We start from the raw sequence: 19,769 nt of genomic DNA, 5'->3' as shown, positions 1-19,769 counted from the left end.
GTTCCTTTAGGTGATTGTTCGAAAATTCACCGCCATTGTGATTCAATCTATATTTATGCAGAATACCTAACCTAATCGATTCAGTTTTGCACAAAACGCAAAGGCGAGGTAAGACAGTGTTAGACCTAATCCGAATCTTTAATCAAGTGGTCGAGTCAGGCAGTTTTTCTCAGGCCAGCAGCGTGTTGAACATGGCACCTTCATCGGTGGCGAGAAACATAGACAACCTCGAAGCCCAACTCAAAACCACACTGTTCAGGCGCAGTACGCGACAACTACTGCTCACCGAAGAAGGCCAGTACTTTCACCAACAGGCGCTGCCACTGCTCGACAACGCTAACACTCTGGTTGAAGAGATGAAGAAAACCCATCGTCAACCGGAAGGGCTATTACGCATCTCCGCCTTTGAGAGTTTCGGCAATATCTTCCTAGCCCCTTTGATTCCGAAGTTTTTGCAGCAATACCCAAAAGTCAAAGTCGAGCTTGAACTGGATAATAAGGTCGTTGATCTCAACAGCGAAAATATCGATATAGCCATCCGCATCGGCTCACCTAAAGACAGCCGTTTACGAGCTCGCAAACTGATGACCAATCAAACCCTGCTGGTCGCTTCCCCCGACTACCTCAATAACCATCCCGAGATCACCGCCCCCGAAGACCTGACCGACCACAACTGCTTACTCATCAGCCAAAAACGCCAACGAAGTCACTGGCACTTCCAGTGCGGTAAGTTAAAAAAACAGGTGATGGTCACAGGCAACCTAAGTTCAAGAGGGGGCTCCCCTGTTCTATGGGGTGCACTACAAGGCACTGGCGTATTACTGCTCTCTGACTGGATGGTCAAACCCTATCTGCAACAAGGCAGACTGGTACACCTATTACCAGAGTGGCATGCTTCATATGGGGAGAACCGAAGTGGAGAGATCTACGCTCTGTATAAGACAACCCAGTACCCGAAACCTCATATTCGTGCCTTTATCGATTTTATCCTCAATAACCTCGATCAGATTTATACTCTGCAAGCATCGACATAGCAGCACTCTCGTGGCTCAGTGTTCAACTCAGCAAAGATGACTTAACCTGAGTTTTAACAAAACCGCCAATAGCATTCACTACACCATTGCGGTAACATTGCCGACCTTTTTTCAATGGTAGGAGGTTCGAATGTTTATTGGCTTTGACTATGGAACGGCAAACTGCTCGGTAGCGAAAATTGAGCAAGGTGAACCAAAGCTACTCAAACTGGAAGGGGACAGCGTTTACATTCCTTCTACCTTATCGGCACCGACTCGTGAGGCAGTTGCAGAATATCTGTTTAAGTTCCGCGATATCAAACCACTTGATGCTATTGGCGAACAAGTGCTTCGCCGTGCAATTAACTTAAACCGCGAAGACGGAGTTGAGTTTGTCGCAGAAGAAGTGGCCTTTGGTCAGGCTGCACTTGATCACTACCTGCAAGACCCAAGCGAAAGCTACTATGTAAAATCACCAAAATCTTTCCTTGGCACATCGGGGCTGCGCGATGTACAAGTCAGTTTTTTCGAGGATCTGGTGTGCGCCATGATGGACAACATCAAACGCAATGCAGAGCAAGACGCCGGACAAATCATTACTGACACAGTCATTGGTCGCCCAGTGAACTTCCACGGTCGTGATAGCGAAGCAGCTAACCGTCAGGCCGAAGAGATCCTACGCAAAGCAGCGACTCGTGCAGGTTTTAAGAACATCGAATTTCAGTTTGAACCCGTCGCCGCTGGCCTAGAATATGAAGCATCACTCACTGAAAACAAAACCATATTAGTGGTTGATATTGGTGGTGGTACGACCGACTGTTCCTTGATCGAGATGGGACCAAACTGGCGCGGACAGTCTGACCGTACTCAAAGCCTGCTGGCGCATAGCGGTCAACGTGTAGGCGGAAACGACTTAGATATCGCACTGGCGTTTAAACAGCTGATGACTCCTTTTGGTTTAGGCAGTAAAACGACCTCTGACATCGTGATGCCGACCATTCAGTTCTGGAACCCGATAGCGATCAACAGCGTAGACGCACAGGCGGACTTCTACTCCCGTTCAAACCTAGCGACGTTAAAACAGCTGCATAAAGATGCTCAAGAACCCGAAAAGCTATTACGCCTGATCGAAGTGTTCAATGAAACCCTAGGTTATCATTTGGTACGTCAGGCGGAGGAAGCCAAAATTGCGCTTTCTGATCATCCTCACTATCGCGCAACAATGCAGCTGTTATCAGAACAGTTGGAAGTGGATATCAGTTTTGAGGACATGACCAATGCGATCGAGTCACCAAAACAGAAGATGGCAGAACTGGTCAAAGAAGCCGTTGAACAAGGTGGCGTCACGCCTGATGCTATCTTTATGACTGGCGGTTCCGCTCGCTCTCCTATTTTGCGTAACGCTGTTCAACAAACCCTGCCTAACATTCAGGTTGTCAGTGGCAACTACTTTGGCTCGGTGACCGCTGGGCTCGCGCGCTGGGCAGAAGTCTGCTTTAAATAACAAATCGCCTCAAGCGAAAGCTTGAGGCGATTTACATTGTAAATCGTAATTATTCAACGCTTTGAGCTGACTCGTAAATGGACAACATCACCTCTGTTTAGCAAAAGGTTTCAAATTCCTACATAAAATTCATTATTTTTGTCTCGCTTTTTGCACTTGAACGAAATTTTCCAAATTGAAATGCGAAAAACCTATCTGATTAATCTACACTTTTTGTCGATTATCATTTCTTACATCGCAGTTCCTTAGAGGAAAACATCATGAGAATTTCACCTTTAGTGCTAGCACTACTCTCTGTCAGTGGTACGGCAGTGGCGTCTAGTCCAACAAAGCCATTCGCAGATACTATTTATGTTGGCGGCGATATCATTACCGTTAACGACTCCAACCTAACCACTGAAGCTATCGCGATTAAAAATGGTCGCATCTTAGCGGTTGGTAAAAAATCAGAACTGATGGCGTTGCGAGATGATCATACCAATATTGTTGATTTAGATGGAAAAGCCATGATACCTGGCTTTATCGATGGTCATGGACATGTTTTTAACACTGGGGTTCAAGCGTTGTCTGCCAACTTACTTGCCGCTCCAGACGGCAACGTAAGTGACATCTCATCCTTACAAAAAGCACTAAGCTCTTGGGTTGCAAAGCCTGAAAACAGCAAACATGGAATCATTCTAGGCTTTGGCTATGATGACTCACAGCTAAAAGAACAAAGGCATCCTACTCGTCAGGAGTTGGATGTGGTGTCTAAAGAGCTACCGATACTGATTATTCATCAGTCCGGGCACTTAGCAACCTTGAACAGCAAAGCATTGCAACTCGCAGGCCTAACAGCAGAAAGTACCGACCCAGATGGGGGGAAAATTCGCAGAGAGAGCGACGGAAAAACACCTAATGGGGTACTAGAGGAGACCGCTTTCTTTGGCACCTTACTGCCGCTAATGGCCAAACTCAACGCAAAAGAAAATGAAGTTATTTTTAAAGCGGGTATGGAGTTATACGCGAGTTTTGGTTACACCACCGCACAAGAAGGGCGTGCTTCGACGTCTGCCGTGAAAACCATGTATGACTTAGCTCAACAAGGAAAACTCCCGATCGATGTGGCCGCGTATCCTGATATTCAAGTAGCTAAAGAAGCCATTGCTCCACCGTATTACTCAAGCGAATATTCTAATGGATTCCGAGTGGCAGGCGCTAAGCTAAACCTCGATGGTTCTCCTCAGGGCAAAACCGCGTGGCTAACAAAACCCTATCTCATTCCACCAGTTGGTCAAGAGAAAGGCTACAAAGGTTATCCAAGCATGAGTGATGAAAAAGCTGCCGAATTCATTGAGTTGGCGCAACGCAATGGATGGCAGTTGTTGACCCACGTCAACGGTGATGCCGCGATTGACCAGTTACTTAACGGAATTGAAGCAAGTGAAAAAATCCATGGTATCGCAGACAGAGGCTTTGTCGCGATACATGCTCAGACTGCTCGTAAAGATCAGGTTGAGCGATTTAAACAATTGGGCGTATTTCCTTCGTTTTTTCCAATGCATACCTTCTATTGGGGTGATTGGCACATGAACTCTGTTTTGGGCAAAGGACGTGCAGAGAACATCTCCCCTACAGGTTGGGCGCAAGACTTGGGAATGATCTATACCTCGCACCATGATTCGCCTGTAGCTCTGCCTAATTCCATGCGAGTCTATTCCGCAACCGTTAATCGTGTCAGTCGTACTGGTCATGTGTTGGGGCCAAAACAACGTGTCTCGGCACTAGACGGATTGAAATCGCAAACCTTGTGGGCAGCGATTCAATACAAAGAAGAGAAAAATAAAGGATCACTAGAAGTAGGTAAACTCGCTGACCTAGTTATTTTGTCTGAGAATCCACTAACAGCAAAACCTGAAACACTGGCTGATATCAAAGTGTTGGAAACGATAAAAGAAGGTCAAACGGTCTATTCAAGTGCTCAAAACGTCGCTTCGGGTAGCTGTGTAAACACCAAGCGATGTCAGGAAATCGCCACCGCTACGATGATTTCAGCAGGGCTATTGCATCATTCGCATTGATGCGCTCGCTTTGTCACCGACAGATAGGAAGCCACTTGGGCTTCCTATCTTTTAAACACTGTGAGTTTTACTTGTGCTCGACGTAAATAAGATCTGACACGTTGAACCCATTCTGCTGAGCCAATCGCTCAAACTTTGCTTTGACATCAGGGCTGACGTCTGGCTTGCGCGACAATAACCACAGATAATCGGTATTTGGACCTGATACAAATGCGTAGTCGTAATTCTGTTTTTCTAATTCAAACACCACGTATGAGCCATAAAAAGGGCCAAAAAACGAGACTTTCAGATAGCCCTCATTCTCGCTATTGACGAAGTAGGCCTTTCCTTCAGCCTGCTTCCACTCTTTGTTCTCAGCAGAATAGCCACGGTTGATGACCGATACGCCACCGTCAGGGCGCATGACATATTCGGCAGTCACATCGCTTAAACCACGCTCGAACGAATGATCTAAACGAGCCACTTCGTACCATTTGCCTAGGTAACTATCGAGCTTAAAATCGCTAACAGGTTGAACGTTTTGAGGCATACCCAAACAGCCCGCGAGTGACAGTAGAGCGATGCACAGTAATAAGTGCTTCATGGTTTACTCCGTTAAAAAACCAATAAGTGACTGTTGATACGATGATTTTTCATAATAGCTCATTTGCCAACGACAATGATTATTTATAAACAACTTTGAAGCGTTCTAACACCAACATCATCTCTTGGGTCGGTTCAATGCCCAGTTCTGCACACTCTTTACTAAAAAAGTCCCAGTGTGCTTCTCGCCACCATTGAAGAGACTTATCTCCTTCCCCCTCTTCTGCAGCAAACTCAGCGCTGACATCACAATACTTAGCGGTACTCACTGAACTGATCTCAACGATGCAAACTGGATTTCCATGCCAGTCAGTCACAACTTGAAGATGGCCGACCTGAGGCATCGGCTCGCCTTGGTGACGATACCAATACTCCATGCTGCATGACGCACGTTTCTCACCGCGAAGGATCAGATCAGCGCATAGGTTGGCGTTATACTCATCATTACAATAGTAATCTGAACTAAATGAGGTGTGCTGTGCAGCAAGCTCTGCAGGCAATGAGTTTAAATACTGATCCAGATAGGCCTGACTTCTTTCATCCATGATTTTCGATACTCCAATAAAAACAAAACCTTGTATATAAAGAAACGACGTCTTTCACTGGCTATTGTGCCTTAAACATCAGAGCTAGTTCAAACCGATTCGTTGTTCTTATAGCGCGACAACTGAAATTGGAAAATTGGAGGGACACACGCTTTAATAATTGGAGGGACACACGCTTTAACAATTCATTTCTAAACTCTGTTCTTGGTGTGTGTCCTGATAACGCTGCTGTGTGTGTCCTGATAACGAGTGTGTTTGACTCTAATGCATGCTGAACTCGATGCATAGCCATATTGTTGATAGTCAATAAGCTAAACGAGGATTATTACTGCGTGGCCAAACTTTTCCCCACAGCCCCGTCTACCTCACTGATTTCGCGGTTGAGAATCGATACACTGGTGCGATTGCTCAACTAAAATAAGAACTTTAATGGATAACGCTCTTTCAACGGAATGGAAGTCAGTCGAATGGGTACTGACAGACGTCGACGACACGCTTACCTGGCAAGGCAAACTGCCACCTGAAACGCTCATTGCACTCCAGTCTCTTCAACAAAAGGGAATCAAGGTCGTGGCAGTGACTGGCGCCTGCGCTGGATGGTGTGACCATATCGCACAACTTTGGCCTGTCGATGCTGTCTTGGGGGAAAACGGTGCATTTACGTTGGCAAAAGGCAGAAAAGGGGTTTCTCTGTCCAGTTCAGTACCGCTTGGCACCATGCGACAACGACAAGCAGAACTTAAAGCTCAGGTGGAACAGATCCTTGTTGACTACCCCGACGTAAACCTTACGCTGGATCAAGCCTACCGTTTATGCGAAGTGGCCATTGATATTGGCCAGAATAGGCAACCGCTAGACAGTCGGATTGTAGAAGAGATCGTCGCCAAAATTCATCGTTTAGGCGCTCACGCGACAGCCAGTTCAATCCACATCAACGCTTGGTATGGTGAGCATTCAAAGCGCAATTCTGCGTTTCACTTCTTAAAGAAACACGGGCTATCTGAACTGGATATTTTAAATACATGCTGCTACGTCGGTGATTCACTCAACGATCAGCAGATGTTTGAAACGCTCCCACTCACGGTCGGGGTAAAGAATATAGAACATTATTGGGATAAGCTAAGCCATAAACCTTCAAGGGTAATGACGAAACCTGGTGGCTTTGGATTTGCCGAATTTGCTCAACAGTTGCTTGAACTAAAAGTACGGTAGCACCTCTGGCGTCCAGATCTAGTTAGTGTTTCTCGTCCGAAATAGTCAGTCGTTGGTCTTTGAGATTGGTATACAGGTGCGCCTGATTTCGTTCGATAAGAACCATAGCAAGTAACGGGTTAAGCGCGCGAACTTCCCCTTTCACATACGGTACCGGAATATCCCAAGCGTTGTTCTGGTACATCCCTTCTTCATCGAATTGAACAAGAAACTTCATGTTTACCTCCACTACTCACGCGAGCACTTCATTAATACTAGCTCTTAATTGATTACTTTGTTAATAATAAAGTGTGAACCACTCACGTCGCTGATGCTGGTGCTTGGCTATACTTTTAGTATCAAATCAGAGCAAGGAGTATCACACCATGGACTTCACAGAGAAACTCCGCTTACGAGGCAAAGCAGAAGAGGATATCTACTTCGCTAAACTTGACTTAGAGCTCATCAAAGCGATGCACGAGAGAGAAGCGGTAGAAAAAAATAGAGAACAGAGTGAGGCTGAGTGCGAACTCATCTCTAATACAACCACCAACAAGTAGCGATTGGGTGTCTAGGCACTACAAGCTCCAACGGCTTAGGGCTTAACTCATCATTAACTGTGTATTGTAGTAGCAGCCAAGTACACTATCGTTAATAATCAGAGATATCTCAACCCTATCAAGGAATCATTAATGCTACCCCTTAAGCGGATAACCACCAGCTTAGTTCTTACCACGTTGCTCGCCGGTTGTGGCACTCTTCCAGAGCAGATAGAGCATCAACCACAAGTGACATCAACACCTAGTAGCAGTCAGTTATCCCTGTTAAGCGAAGCATATGCCACTAACCAAGCAACGAAAACCAGCGCAGTGACGTTGCAAGAGAGTGGTTGGCAAGCCTTGAGTCAACGACTTGCTCTTATCGAGAGTGCACAGCACAGCATCGATATTCAATACTACATCTGGAACTCGGATCGCTCTGGGAAGTATCTCGCCAGTCGAGTTGTCGCGGCAGCAAACCGTGGTGTTAGAGTCAGGGTGATGCTCGATGATATCAACCTCAACGAACGTGAAGCACTTCTCAGTGCGCTTAATGCTCATCCCAATATCGAGATTCGTGTCTTTAACCCCATCCCTACGCGCCGAGGGGTCACAAAGTGGCTCAACGTACTGGGCGATTTTTCCCGTTTGAATAGACGCATGCACAACAAGTCGTTTACCGTCGATGGGGCTGTATCTATTATTGGTGGTCGCAACATTGGGGATGAATATTTCGACCTTGCCAACGATATCAACTTCCGTGATCGTGACGCGATGGTAATGGGTACTGTAGTTGGTGACATTGAAACCAGCTTCAATCAATATTGGAACAGTCGCTGGTCTTACCCAGTGGATCTACTCAATAACGAAGCAATCGCCGATCTGAGTCTGATCGATGATATTGCCGTACCACACTACACCAACTACCCTGCTTTGCCACAAGGGCAATCTAACGCGCTCACTTTCTTAGGCAACATCATGGCCAGTATGGATTGGGTTGAAGCCAGTTATATTGCTGATCAGCCAGTTCCCGATGACGTCAGTAACACTAACCAACCCAAAACAACGGCGCAATATCTCTCGGCACTCGCCCAGCAATCTAAGCAGAAGATCGTTCTCGAATCCGCATACCTGATCTTTGACGATCAACAGCTAGAAGCGATGCAAGTACTGACTCGTGGTGGTGTCGAGATTAAAGCCTTAACCAATTCTATGGCGTCTAATGATCTGATCACTAACCATTCTGGTTACGCTGGTCGACGCGAAGATATGCTCGAACACGGCATTAAACTGTATGAGTTGAAGCCCAACGCTGAGGTGTGTGAGATTTCAACCAAAGATGCCAACAAGTGTGCGCCTGCCATCGGTTATGGCCTTCACTCAAAATCTGCGGTGTTTGACGATCGTGTTGCCACGGTTGGCTCGTTTAACTTTAACCTTAGATCGACTTACCTAAATACTGAGTCACTGCTGGTGATAGAAGACCTTGATGTCGCACAGCGTCTTGCTGACAACATTTTGCAGGCGATGGATCAGGAGAATAGCTGGAGATTAGAATTACAAAACGGTGACGTGATGTGGTCTTCCGGTTCTCAAATCTATGATCATGAGCCAGAGACAGGGCGATGGCAGCGATTTGAGTCTTACTTTCTCCAACTACTGCCCATAGAGAAGTATTTGTAGCTTAAAAGAAAAGGCAGGTACTCCCTGCCTTTTGAATACAACACCTAGCCATTTGATGTTGTTGTTTAAATCAGTTTCTTACGTACGTGGACAACTAGCGCTTCAGCCAGTACAACGACCGCAAAAATGCTCACCAGAATCATCGATACTTTCTGCCATTCAAACAGATTCTGCGCATCATTTAGCACCACGCCAATACCACCTGCACCTACCAATCCCAGAACCGCCGATTCACGGACGTTGATATCCCAACGAAACAGTACGATTGAGAAGAATGCTGGCATAACCTGAGGCCAATAACCTTTGAACAAGATGCTTCCCCATGACGCACCGGTTGCTTTCAGCGCTTCAATGGTGCCCATGTTGACTTCTGCGATCGCTTCCGCCAACAGTTTACCAACAAAGCCTACGCTACGAACCGCAATCGCCATGATTCCAGCCAGCACACCTGGACCAAACAGGGCAATAAACAGCAATGCCCAAACCAATGAGTTCACCGAGCGAGATGAAACCAAGAAGAACTGAGCAATCCAGTTAAGCGTCTTATTTGGGGTGATATTTGGCGCATTAAGCAAGGCTAATGGAATCGCCAGAACTAACGTAAATAGCGTCCCTAACGTGGCGATATGCAGCGTTTCAACCATCGCATCATGAATCGTTTCAGGATAGAAGCCGTAGTCCATCGGAACCATACGACTAAACATATCGGCAAACTGAGCAGGCGCGTCGTACAAGAATTCTGGTATCACTTCAACCGTCTGCCATGACCATACGATTGCAGAAACAAAGCAGAGGTAAGCAGCAAATCTTGCGATACGCTCACTAAAGGTGAAACGTTGCCATTCTCTATCAATAGAAGCGGTCGTCATTAGAAGATTCTCCTTACAACATTAGATAAGAACTCACCGACAAGGATTAGCGCGATAATAGTGATAAGAATCGCAGCAACAAAGTCATAATCAAAACGCTGGAATGCAGAGAAAAGCGTGCCACCCAAGCCACCAGCGCCAACAATACCGACCATGGTCGAGTTACGTAGGTTTGAGTCCAACTGATAGCTGGCAAAACCGATAAAGCGAGTGAATACCTGTGGCATAACCGCGAACAGAATGACACTCATAAAACTTGCGCCTGTCGCTCGAATCGCTTCAACTTGCTTAAACGAGATCTCCTCAATCGCCTCAGCAAACAGCTTGGCAATAAAACCAATCGAAGCAAAAACCAGAGTTAAAATACCCGCCAGTGCACCAAAACCGACGGCCTTAACAAACAAGATGGCGATGATGACCGGGTGGAAAGAGCGACACAGAGCAATAAAGCCACGAACTGGTGTTGAGACAATATTTGGCATCATGTTTCGCGCCGCAAGCAGACCAAGAAACAATGAGATAACGATGCCGAAAAAGCTCGAAATAATCGCGATTTGTAAACTCTCAGCCAAACCACTCAAGAGCAGATTTGAGCGTGAGAAATCAGGCGGAAACATGCGACTAAGTAAACGCTCACTTTCCCCTAAGCCGACCATAAATCGATCCCAAGTTAAATTGAGCGTCGAGATACTATAAAAAAGATAGCCAATCACAGCTACGACACCCAAGCGGCTCGCCCACGATGCCTTAAACGGATTTTCAATCGCCTCTACCGCTGTTTTGGTCGATGAGCTTAATCCAGCCATGACTCACCTCCATAAATAATTTTTAGGTCATCTTCGCTGATGCCTTCAGGGCGGCCGTCATAATGCACTTTACCATTGCACATACCGATAATACGTTTCGCAAAACGTTTAGCGAGGTTAACATCATGAATATTGACCAACACAGGTATCTGCTTCTCCTGGGCGAAGGTTTCCATTAGTTCCATGATTTCTACCGCGGTTTTAGGGTCAAGCGAGGAGGTCGGCTCATCCGCCAGCAATATGTACGGGTCTTGCATCACGGCACGGGCGATACCAACACGTTGACGCTGACCACCAGACAAGCTATCTGCACGCTGATTGGCGAAATCTTGCAAGCCAACAAACTCTAATAATTCGAAGGCTTTTTTGAGATCTTCTTTCGAGTAGTTACGACGCCATGCGTTCCAAGAAGACATGTAACCAAGACGACCACACAAGACGTTCTCAATCACAGTCAAACGCTCAACTAGGTTGTACTCCTGAAAAACCATACCGATATGACGACGCTGCTTACGTAGTGCCTGCCCACTCAGTTTTGTCAGATCCTCGCCTTCAAACAGAATCTCGCCACTGGTTGGATCGTTAAGGCGGTTAATACAACGAAGCAAGGTACTCTTACCTGTACCTGACGGGCCGATGATGGCAATGATACCCGGTTGGTCGATATTGATGTCGATACCTTTAAGGATTGGCTTGCCTGCCACGTATTGATGAAAAAGGTTATTGATCTTTATTCCGTCATAGCTCGCTACGGCCATACTACTATTCCTTGTTTTCTTATGGATATACGGTGCCCTGTGCCCTACACACGAGGACACCGTACATTTATTTAGAATGATGGGTTTGTTAAAGGATTATTGCGTCTTAGCTTGCTTTGCTAACTCTTCCGCTTTCTTCTTAGCTCGCTTAGCTGCATCTTTTTCAGCCAGTTTTTTCAGACCGGCTTTGGTGTAAGCGGTACCTGTCGCGTGGGCAATATCACGGATAACTGACCAATCTTCTTGGTAAGTAATTGGTGAGAAACGGTCAGCGCCTTTAAACGCATCGCTCATCTCTTTGGTAAAGCGGTAGCTGAAGAAGGCTTCGTTGATCTTCTCTACAAGCTCTGGTTTCAGGTTGTATGCGTAGCCAAATGCAGAAGTTGGGAAACGTGGGCTACGGTAGATAATTTTTAGCTCAGAGGCATCAACACGGCCAGCTGCAACCATACGGTCATACACATCTGAAGCAACTGGGGCAGCATCGTAGTCACCGTTGTAAACACCTAGGATAGATTGGTCATGCTTACCAGAGTAAAGCACTTTGTAATCTTGATCCGGTACGAGGCCTTGAGCTGGGAATAGAGCGCGCGGAGCAAGGTTACCAGAGTTGGAAGACGCTGACGTATGCGCGACTTTCTTACCTTTCAGATCCGCCATTTCATTGATGCCACTGTCTTTACGGACGATAGTAATTAGGTTGTAACCTTGGAAACCTGACTCATCACCTTTAACAGCGATCGGTACGTAACCCGCAAGGTTAACAGCGTAGCCCGTTGGACCCGTTGAGAAACCAGCAACATGAAGACGACCTGAACGCATCGCCTCAACCTGAGCTGAGTTAGAGTGAACGGTGTAATAGATGACTTTTTTACCGGTAATTTTGCTTAGGTGCGCCTGAAAATCTGCAAATGCATCCTTGTACAGAGCAGGGTCCTCAACGGGAGTGTAGGTAAATACGAGTGTACTTGGATCAATCCACTCACTCGCATCTTTGGGCGCGTCAGCCACTAAGTCTTTATTTTCATCACAGTATCTATCATCCAGTACCCCACGATAAGTACACTCACTTGCCATCGCCATTGATGGCAGCAGCAAAGAACCAGCGATTAACAATCCTTTTACACTGTTTTTCATATTAGAACCTTACATTCACGTTATTGTTGATGTTCACCTCTCCTATAGCAGGGGTTGTGCCAACTATTTTAACCTTAAATATCAAAAACTTAACAGAACTTCAATTTAACCATTTTTAGTTTGGGTCATTTGTGTCCAATTAATTTTAAGATGTTTGGGTCATTTCTGTCCCAGCCAAATCGAAACGAAAAAAAGGGTCATTTGACCCTTTTTTTTAACGGTAGATAGCAACGAAAACTTAGATATCCATACAGTTCGCGTAATAGGTCACCGTCGATGGCCAGTCACTAAATACACCAAGCACACCGACGTCCTTCGCTAAGACATCGAGTACTTTCATCATATCGCCATCACGCTTGATCTGGTCTGTGACGGATTGATAGTACCAGCCACCGCCTTGCGCCAATGGACCTGAACGCTCTAGTGTCCAAGCAATGATGTCGAGATCCGCTTGCTTCGCTAGCTTGGCATAGTCAGACTGGACAATATTGTTATTCTCATCAAGTTGAATCAAGGCATACAAAGGCGGAGCAATAATTTGAACACCTTGATCAGAGAGCTCCTTCATGTTTTCCAACGTAGCAGCAAAACCCTCTTTTTCGTACATACGGTCATCAAGGTAGACAGCTTGCTTACCAAACTTAGCCTCATTTTTGATCCAGTATTTAACATCATCAAGATTGAATGACTGAACATAAGCTTCATCAGGAGAGAAGCCCGCTTGTTTAAGCTCATCGATCAACTTCTGAGCATACATTTCCTGACTAAAGCCTTGGAAAGGCATCTTCACGGCAGCTGACTTCAATTCAGGAGTCACCTTAACACCATATTTTTTAAACAGTGCAGCACTCTCGGCGTGGGTCATCAAAGTCCCTGTTTGCGAATAGAGGTCTGTACGCCAGCCTGGAGTCCCGTTCATGTACTCTTCAACCGTTGTCGCTTTTGGATTCGCCCCATCCATTTTGCCTTTAAGAGTCTTAAATTCCGCCAACGTGAAATCTGACGTACGACATTCTACCTGTGCATCTTCACCAGTGGCTGGATTAGCAGGTTTGAATGGTACCGTACACTTCTTAGCAAGTTCAGGATGAGCAAGTACATCGGTTGTAGTATGCAAATCACTTTGTGAGTGACGACAGACCAACTGTTTATCTTTGGTAAAGGTCACATCACACTCTAACACCCCAGCACCCATTGCGATCGCAGCCAAGTAAGACTCTTTGGTGTGCTCTGGAAACTGCATTGCTGCTCCACGGTGGCCGATAGAGAAGTCGCTACGATAAAATGGGCCGGCCTGACAGCTTTCCAACTTAGTTTTCAGAGGTCCCTCTTCCATATCACTGACGAGGTATAGCGGGCGTGGCCCAACCTGCGCTGGCTCGTTTGCAGCCATCGCCATTGAGCTAACACCTAGCAATAGGGCGATACTACTGGTTAAGATTTGCTTCATCTGTTGATTCTCCTTGCAGCAAATAGTTGTTTGTTATTTATGGAGTTCCGGACTGGGAAAAGTCTCCGTCGTAACATACGACTAACTCCCTGACTTCTAACCAGAACGACCATCCATTTTGCACGCAGCGTGCCAAAAACTTTTCGCTTGCAATTCAATCAGATAAGTATAACGTTTTTATTAAGCTTCTATGATGGGTCAATTATGTCTTGTCCCTAAATCTGGCGACTTGCTTTAAAACTCTCTTTGTCCAGTTGGTGTTTTTTCATCTTACGATAAAGGGTTTTTCTTGGCAGATTTAAGCGCAATGACACCTCGTTGATGTTGCCCGCCATTTCAATCAACGCTTCGGTAAGAACGTTACGCTCGTACTGTTCCATCTGCTGCTCAAACGCAAAGCCATCACTACTCAAGGTTGAAGGCGCTTGAAGATCAAAACCTTCGCCAACGATCCCAAGCACAAAACGGTCAGCCACATTTCTTAACTCTCGCACATTGCCTGGCCAATCATGTCGACACAGTTGTTGGATTTGTTCGGCGTAAAGTGTCGATGCGCGAGTCTTATATTTTTGACTGGCCTGAACGACAAAATGACGAAACAAGGACTGAATATCTTCCTTACGCTGACGAAGAGGTGGGAGATTCAGACTGGCAATATTGAGTCGATAAAACAGATCCGCTCTAAACTCACCACGCTGACTCAGCTCCGCCAAATCCGCCTTGCTTGCCGCCACAATCGTGATATCGACCGGAATCAATGTATTGCCGCCAACCCGCTCAATCACCCGCTCCTGAATGACACGCAATAACTTAATTTGCACTGAGATTGGCATGCTTTCAATTTCATCTAAAAACAGTGTGCCACCATGCGCCTGCTCGATTTTACCAATCCGCTTTTTGTTGGCGCTAGTAAACGAGCCCGCCTCATGACCAAATAGTTCGCTCTCTATGATGCTTTCGGTCATCCCGCCACAGTTAATTGCAACAAAGGGCTTTTCTCGTCGTGCTGAATAGCGGTGAAGCGCTCGTGCAATAACCTCTTTCCCCGTGCCAGTTTCACCGTTGATAATGGTATCGACACCCGTACGCGCCAATGCGAGAACTTGCGTCCTAATCATCTCCATCTGGCTAGAAACACCAATAATCACGTTTTCAATCGGTTGCTCCGCCGTGGTGTTTTGAGCTATGGGAGCATTGTGAATATGTGTGGCGGCAAGGTTGAGCTTTTCAATCAGTTCATCACTTTGGAGTGGTTTTTCAATAAAATCGAACGCGCCGAGTTTGATTGCTTCGATGGCCATCGGAATATCCCCATGACCACTCATTAGGATGACTTCGCAATGTGGCGAGCGACTCTGAATCGCTTCTAACATCGATAATCCATCTAACTGAGGCATTCGAACATCGCACAGAACCACCTGTCGACTATCAGGCGAGAGTGATTTCAGACCACTTTTAGGGTCGGTAAATCCAGTGACGGTGAAACCTTCAAGTTCGAGCATTTCGCCCACGGCTTCTACAACATCCAGCTCGTCATCAATCAGGGTGATACGCTTATCCATCGTCATGCTTTTTCGCCTTGTTTAAGATGTACTACAAACTCACTGCCAAACTCAGGCTGAGAATGCACCCGTATCGAACCACCAAAATCCTTGATGATATTAAAGGCGATAGACAGACCTAAACCTAGGCCCTTGCCAACCTCTTTACGGGTATAAAATGGGTCAAAAATATGCGGAATATCGTCTTCGATAATGCCTTTACCATTGTCTTTGACCGCTATGGTCACGTTATTATCAACGCGTGCCACCGATACTAAGATCAGTGGCTCTGATTTGTTTTCTACCGCATCAATGGCGTTACTGATCAGGTTGACCAACACCTGCTCTAAGCGAATCGGATTCGCCCGTACGATCTCATCAGAAGCAAGGTCACAATCGAGCACTATCGGTACCTGACGGTTGGTAAACAGTTCAATCGCATCATTGACAACCGGCATGACTTCAACCGATGAGATTTTTCCATCACTTTTGCGAGAGAAAGCTTTGAGGTGATGCGTCAACGCCGCCACTTTACCGAGGAGCTGTTCGATTTTTTGGAGGTTGTGGGTCGCTTTATCACTTCTCTGCTGCTCTAACCATTTCTGAGCGCTGCGAGTATGGCTGCTTATGGCCGTCAGTGGTTGATTGATCTCATGAGTAATCCCCACGCTTAACTGGCCTAATGCGGCGAGTTTTCCTGCCTGAATCAGTTCATCTTGAGTCACTCGTAGTTTCTCTTCCGCCACACGGCGCTCTTCCACTTCTGCTTCGAGCTTTTGATTGGTTTTCTTCACCACTTTAGCTGTCGCCTGAAACACCTGAAGGGACTTCGCCATTTGGGTAATTTCATCATGACCTTTTAGCTCAATCTTTGTATCCAAATGGCCGGTTGAAATAGCGAACATGTCATCACGCAAATTGAGCAAACGTTCCAAAATATTCTTACGAACGTAGAACCAAGAAATACCCGCAGCAGCGATTAGGCTAAACAGTGACAAAGCCAGAGAAAAGGTACGGTTAGAGGCTAGCAAGCGTTGGACATGAGCGATAGAGGAATCAATCTCTAAATTCACATTCGCGGTATTTCGTTCTATCTGAACCGATAGCTGATGAAGATACTTACGACTGTTTTCCAGTAAAAATTCTTGCTGATAATGATGTTCTAGCGCCTGATTCTTTAGCTGAACCAGACGACTTGAACGAGACGCGAGAGTATAGATAACCGATAGTTTTTCATCCAGCGCAGGTAAAGAACTCGCTAAGCCACTTGCCAACCACAGACTAAACCAATCTTGACCCAACTGCTCGAGCCGATAAGTGGTGTAATCCAACTCATTAAAGCTGCCATCGTTATAAAGTTTTTCTACCAAACCCAACTGATAAAACAACAATGCTTTCAGCTGACTGTATTGAAGACGGGATTTTTGCTGTTGAGGAAGACTATCGAGTTCTTCACTCACCTGTTGAAGCAAGGGATAAAAACCTTCGAGCAAATGGCGTAACTCTTTATTGAGTTCACGAGACTCTTCACCACTTTGATACAGTAGGCTAAGGCTGTTGCTCACTTGCATGATGAGATCTTTAAAGTAAGCGTAGTACTCAGGAAAATGTGCCAGTACCCGCCCCATTTCATTGATGCTCTCTTCGACACGTTGCATCGCTTTGCGTCGTTCAAGATTTGAGTCCGCGGCCACCAGTTGCGAAGAGTCGGTGATCACAAGTCTCACCATATCATTCAACCGAGCCGCTTGCTCCAAAGCTGGTATCTCTTTCTCTTTTAGGTCAACCAACGCTAACTCAAGCCTGTCATAGGTGGTCGAACTGAACAGCGCCAGCAATAGAGTCGTCATCGATAGCATGGCTAACGCGAGGCCAAGCCGCACTTCGATACCGCGCCACTTGAAACTGCCACGACGTGATCGCGGTGTGTCCAATTCGACAACAGAGACGTCAAGATCTCGATCAACCATCTGATTCACTGAGCTATTCCCACTTCATAAGTTTAGAGTCAGCGTTAGAGCCCGCCGCTCAAATTAACAATCCATATAAAACATCACTACATTTTATTAATAAAGTAATGATTACCAGATTTGTGGAATAGGCAGTGAGAAATTCTATCAATCAGGTTTTTCCTAATTGGAAAACGCTTTTTTCTGCGCGTTTCGACACAGTCCCCCCTCTACAGGGGTGCAATCCAGAGCGATAACCACTCGGTCACTCTTTCGATTTAAGCCACCTTTACCTTCTAACTACGCTTGCTTAGTGACACTAAAATAATTTGCATATTTAGTATGGGGAATCCCAATCTTTCGCCTAAATTTAATGGAGTGATCAACGGTAATCTATAAGAGGCGAAGGTATGTTTAAATCGCTAGCATCCAAATTGAGCCAATTAACCCCAGTACAGTGGTCTATCACAATGACCCTTTTGATTCTTCCGCTGGCTGGATATCTGTTCTTTCTCCAGCAGTGGGGTTGGTTACTGCTAGTGGTGCTTTACCATGTCATTGTTTTAAACATTATCCGTTCAATGGGTGGCATGTTGCAGCAAATCAGTCAGGCAGCACGCCATCTTTCAGAAGGGGATCTTACCGTTAGAGTTGCTAGCGATGATGATCTCACCGCGCCACTCCTACGCACCTTTAACCGGATAGGTGAAGACATCTCTCGCACCGTTCACGCATTGCGTAAGTCAACCGCTCGTTTGGTCAGCGTCGCGGATACCGTGCAAAAAGACTCTGGGATCTCTAAAGCAGGGGCTGTTGGTCAAAAGAGTGATGTCGATACCGCCCGACAGATCATCGAACAGCTCTCTGAAATCACACACAATGTATCAAGCTATTGCGAGTCAACAGCGTCACTCGCTAATGAAGCAAAAACAAAAGCGGATCAAGGCACCAAAGATATGATTGCCTTGGAAACAGCTCTCGATAACGCCAACCAGCACATAGACAACTCAAACGAACACTTTCAGTCCCTGATGCACGAAACGGCACAAATCAGTCAGGTAATGGAAACCATCAGTAGCATCGCTGAACAAACGAATCTACTCGCCTTAAATGCCGCAATAGAAAGTGCCCGTGCAGGTGAACAGGGCCGTGGCTTTGCCGTGGTTGCCGATGAAGTGCGTTCTTTAGCAATGAGAACCCAACAAGCAACCGAAGAAATAAGACAAAAAATTAACAACTTGCAAGCCAAAACTGACGATGTTTTGCAGACCATGAAGGAAAACAAATCCAGCATGGAACGCTCACTGGCTATCGCATCTGCGGCAGAACACACGTTTAAAGAACTCAACCTACAAATCGATGATGTACGTGAATATGGACAACATATCGCGCACTCTTCCGATGAACAGACGAAAAAAACTCAAGATCTTGAGCAGTGCTTGCAACTTATTGCCAACGAGTCAGACAACAACGTCCGAGCGACACAGGAAACCTTACTCGCCAGCATTACCGTAAGAAACCTATCTGGTGAGATTGACTCCCTGCTACACCGTTTTGCGACTGACCAACGACAGATAGACGCAGAGGAAGCTAAGCGAGATAAATTGATGGAATGGAGCAGTCAGCTGGACATTGGTCTCGAAGAGATCAACCGCCAGCATCAAGCCTTACTGCATTTGATTAATGAGCTATACCACTTACTAAAACATAACTACGGGTTAAGTTCTATCAAACGAGTCGTACAAGGTCTGATTGATTACACGGCCAATCATTTTAAATACGAAGAGGTACTGTTTGATCAAATCGACTACTCACAAACCAAAGAACACATCGAAAAGCACAACCAACTGGTTGCGCAAGTGCTCGATTTCCAAAAGCGAGTCGAACGTGGGGATGACATTGGTGATGAACTGATGAGCTTCTTAAAGAACTGGCTCAGCCAGCACATTATGCGTGAAGATAAAGCCTACGTGGACAGCTTTAAAAAGAACAATTTCAACTGACTCGCCCACGGCTCATATGCGCAATAGCCTGTTTCAACAAATAAAAAGGTAGCCTTTCAGCTTAATGCCAGTCAGTTAAGCTGACTGGCTTTCTTTTTATTGGGGTATTTCTTTGCCTTTGGTTTTATTGCTCTCGGAT

General features: G+C 45.9%; 17 protein-coding genes. 7 read left to right on the top strand and 10 right to left on the bottom strand.

All coding sequences use genetic code 11. The features are described 5' to 3' along the window. Nucleotides 1–116: 116 nt before the first annotated feature. The 3 genes from ACQEXR_RS15880 to ACQEXR_RS15870 all read left to right on the top strand — a co-directional run bounded on the left by ACQEXR_RS15880 (nt 117) and on the right by ACQEXR_RS15870 (nt 4,577). The gene (locus ACQEXR_RS15880; RefSeq protein WP_427020715.1) at nt 117–1,034 is read left to right on the top strand and encodes a LysR substrate-binding domain-containing protein; all 918 of its coding nucleotides are present in this window, start codon (nt 117–119) and stop codon (nt 1,032–1,034) included. A 130-nt stretch (nt 1,035–1,164) separates the two neighbouring features. After that, on the top strand, nt 1,165–2,517 hold the full coding sequence (gene yegD, locus ACQEXR_RS15875; RefSeq protein WP_427020714.1) for a molecular chaperone: 1,353 nt from the start codon (nt 1,165–1,167) through the stop codon (nt 2,515–2,517). 260 nt (nt 2,518–2,777) lie between these two features. Beyond that, the gene (locus tag ACQEXR_RS15870; protein WP_427020713.1) at nt 2,778–4,577 is read left to right on the top strand and encodes an amidohydrolase; all 1,800 of its coding nucleotides are present in this window, start codon (nt 2,778–2,780) and stop codon (nt 4,575–4,577) included. A gap of 67 nt (nt 4,578–4,644) precedes the next feature. On the opposite strand, the gene ACQEXR_RS15865 is transcribed toward ACQEXR_RS15870, so the two are convergent. Beyond that, on the bottom strand, nt 4,645–5,160 hold the full coding sequence (locus tag ACQEXR_RS15865; protein WP_427020712.1) for a lipocalin family protein: 516 nt from the start codon (nt 5,158–5,160) through the stop codon (nt 4,645–4,647). Nucleotides 5,161–5,239: 79 nt separating this feature from the next. Beyond that, complete coding sequence (locus ACQEXR_RS15860; RefSeq protein WP_426951742.1) at nt 5,240–5,704, bottom strand: ASCH domain-containing protein; 465 nt, start codon at nt 5,702–5,704, stop codon at nt 5,240–5,242. 429 nt (nt 5,705–6,133) lie between these two features. Here ACQEXR_RS15860 and ACQEXR_RS15855 point away from each other — a divergent pair, with 429 nt between their 5' ends. Further along, nucleotides 6,134–6,916 (top strand): HAD-IIB family hydrolase, encoded by a 783-nt coding sequence (locus ACQEXR_RS15855; RefSeq protein WP_427020711.1) that lies wholly within the window; start codon nt 6,134–6,136, stop codon nt 6,914–6,916. 22 nt (nt 6,917–6,938) lie between these two features. Here ACQEXR_RS15855 and ACQEXR_RS15850 read toward each other — a convergent pair whose 3' ends face one another. Next, entirely contained in the window at nt 6,939–7,133 is a 195-nt protein-coding gene (locus ACQEXR_RS15850) for a hypothetical protein (protein ID WP_138971704.1), read from the bottom strand. A gap of 148 nt (nt 7,134–7,281) precedes the next feature. On the opposite strand from ACQEXR_RS15850, the gene ACQEXR_RS15845 reads away from it, so the two are divergent. After that, a complete protein-coding gene (locus tag ACQEXR_RS15845; RefSeq protein ID WP_427020710.1) occupies nt 7,282–7,455 on the top strand; it encodes a hypothetical protein in 174 nt (57 codons plus the stop codon). Nucleotides 7,456–7,587: 132 nt separating this feature from the next. Next, entirely contained in the window at nt 7,588–9,117 is a 1,530-nt protein-coding gene (locus tag ACQEXR_RS15840; RefSeq protein WP_427020709.1) for a phospholipase D family protein, read from the top strand. 65 nt (nt 9,118–9,182) lie between these two features. Here the strand turns inward: ACQEXR_RS15840 and phnE (ACQEXR_RS15835) are convergent, their stop codons facing one another. From phnE (ACQEXR_RS15835) to ACQEXR_RS15805, 7 genes are all read right to left on the bottom strand, one after another. Then, on the bottom strand, nt 9,183–9,986 hold the full coding sequence (gene phnE, locus ACQEXR_RS15835; protein WP_138971264.1) for a phosphonate ABC transporter, permease protein PhnE: 804 nt from the start codon (nt 9,984–9,986) through the stop codon (nt 9,183–9,185). Then, on the bottom strand, nt 9,986–10,792 hold the full coding sequence (gene phnE, locus ACQEXR_RS15830) for a phosphonate ABC transporter, permease protein PhnE (RefSeq protein WP_138971265.1): 807 nt from the start codon (nt 10,790–10,792) through the stop codon (nt 9,986–9,988). Before phnE (ACQEXR_RS15830) ends, phnE (ACQEXR_RS15835) begins: the two co-directional genes overlap by 1 nt. Further along, nucleotides 10,780–11,550 carry a phosphonate ABC transporter ATP-binding protein gene (gene phnC / locus ACQEXR_RS15825; protein WP_138971266.1) on the bottom strand — a complete coding sequence of 257 codons (771 nt, stop codon included), beginning with the start codon at nt 11,548–11,550 and terminating at the stop codon, nt 10,780–10,782. The genes phnE (ACQEXR_RS15830) and phnC overlap by 13 nt, the downstream gene beginning before the upstream one ends. 96 nt (nt 11,551–11,646) lie before the next feature. After that, a complete protein-coding gene (gene phnD, locus ACQEXR_RS15820) occupies nt 11,647–12,687 on the bottom strand; it encodes a phosphate/phosphite/phosphonate ABC transporter substrate-binding protein (protein WP_269375362.1) in 1,041 nt (346 codons plus the stop codon). 238 nt (nt 12,688–12,925) lie between these two features. Beyond that, nucleotides 12,926–14,137, bottom strand: coding sequence for a glycerophosphodiester phosphodiesterase family protein (locus tag ACQEXR_RS15815; protein ID WP_427020708.1), 1,212 nt, complete (start codon nt 14,135–14,137; stop codon nt 12,926–12,928). Between the two features lie 215 nt (nt 14,138–14,352). Continuing rightward, on the bottom strand, nt 14,353–15,705 hold the full coding sequence (locus ACQEXR_RS15810) for a sigma-54-dependent transcriptional regulator (RefSeq protein ID WP_138971269.1): 1,353 nt from the start codon (nt 15,703–15,705) through the stop codon (nt 14,353–14,355). Further along, nucleotides 15,702–17,648 carry an ATP-binding protein gene (locus tag ACQEXR_RS15805; protein ID WP_427020725.1) on the bottom strand — a complete coding sequence of 649 codons (1,947 nt, stop codon included), beginning with the start codon at nt 17,646–17,648 and terminating at the stop codon, nt 15,702–15,704. Before ACQEXR_RS15805 ends, ACQEXR_RS15810 begins: the two co-directional genes overlap by 4 nt. 389 nt (nt 17,649–18,037) lie before the next feature. On the opposite strand from ACQEXR_RS15805, the gene ACQEXR_RS15800 reads away from it, so the two are divergent. After that, nucleotides 18,038–19,630: a bacteriohemerythrin gene (locus tag ACQEXR_RS15800; RefSeq protein ID WP_426951777.1), complete on the top strand. Its 1,593-nt coding sequence runs from the start codon at nt 18,038–18,040 to the stop codon at nt 19,628–19,630. Nucleotides 19,631–19,769: the final 139 nt, after the last annotated feature.

Origin of the sequence: Vibrio sp. TRT 2004, from assembly GCF_050113735.1 — a bacterium.
GTDB lineage: Bacteria > Pseudomonadota > Gammaproteobacteria > Enterobacterales > Vibrionaceae > Vibrio.
This window is presented reverse-complemented; position numbering and strand designations above follow the sequence as displayed.

Bases quoted from the DNA above. Each gene is read 5' to 3' on its own strand.
- yegD (WP_427020714.1), top strand. From the start codon at position 1,165: ATGTTTATTGGCTTTGACTATGGAACGGCAAACTGCTCGGTAGCGAAA.
- ACQEXR_RS15870 (WP_427020713.1), top strand. From the start codon at position 2,778: ATGAGAATTTCACCTTTAGTGCTAGCACTACTCTCTGTCAGTGGTACG.
- ACQEXR_RS15865 (WP_427020712.1), bottom strand. From the start codon at position 5,160: ATGAAGCACTTATTACTGTGCATCGCTCTACTGTCACTCGCGGGCTGT.
- ACQEXR_RS15860 (WP_426951742.1), bottom strand. From the start codon at position 5,704: ATGGATGAAAGAAGTCAGGCCTATCTGGATCAGTATTTAAACTCATTG.
- ACQEXR_RS15855 (WP_427020711.1), top strand. From the start codon at position 6,134: ATGGATAACGCTCTTTCAACGGAATGGAAGTCAGTCGAATGGGTACTG.
- ACQEXR_RS15850 (WP_138971704.1), bottom strand. From the start codon at position 7,133: ATGAAGTTTCTTGTTCAATTCGATGAAGAAGGGATGTACCAGAACAAC.
- ACQEXR_RS15845 (WP_427020710.1), top strand. From the start codon at position 7,282: ATGGACTTCACAGAGAAACTCCGCTTACGAGGCAAAGCAGAAGAGGAT.
- ACQEXR_RS15840 (WP_427020709.1), top strand. From the start codon at position 7,588: ATGCTACCCCTTAAGCGGATAACCACCAGCTTAGTTCTTACCACGTTG.
- phnE (WP_138971264.1), bottom strand. From the start codon at position 9,986: ATGACGACCGCTTCTATTGATAGAGAATGGCAACGTTTCACCTTTAGT.
- phnE (WP_138971265.1), bottom strand. From the start codon at position 10,792: ATGGCTGGATTAAGCTCATCGACCAAAACAGCGGTAGAGGCGATTGAA.
- phnC (WP_138971266.1), bottom strand. From the start codon at position 11,550: ATGGCCGTAGCGAGCTATGACGGAATAAAGATCAATAACCTTTTTCAT.
- phnD (WP_269375362.1), bottom strand. From the start codon at position 12,687: ATGAAAAACAGTGTAAAAGGATTGTTAATCGCTGGTTCTTTGCTGCTG.
- ACQEXR_RS15815 (WP_427020708.1), bottom strand. From the start codon at position 14,137: ATGAAGCAAATCTTAACCAGTAGTATCGCCCTATTGCTAGGTGTTAGC.
- ACQEXR_RS15810 (WP_138971269.1), bottom strand. From the start codon at position 15,705: ATGACGATGGATAAGCGTATCACCCTGATTGATGACGAGCTGGATGTT.
- ACQEXR_RS15805 (WP_427020725.1), bottom strand. From the start codon at position 17,648: ATGGTTGATCGAGATCTTGACGTCTCTGTTGTCGAATTGGACACACCG.
- ACQEXR_RS15800 (WP_426951777.1), top strand. From the start codon at position 18,038: ATGTTTAAATCGCTAGCATCCAAATTGAGCCAATTAACCCCAGTACAG.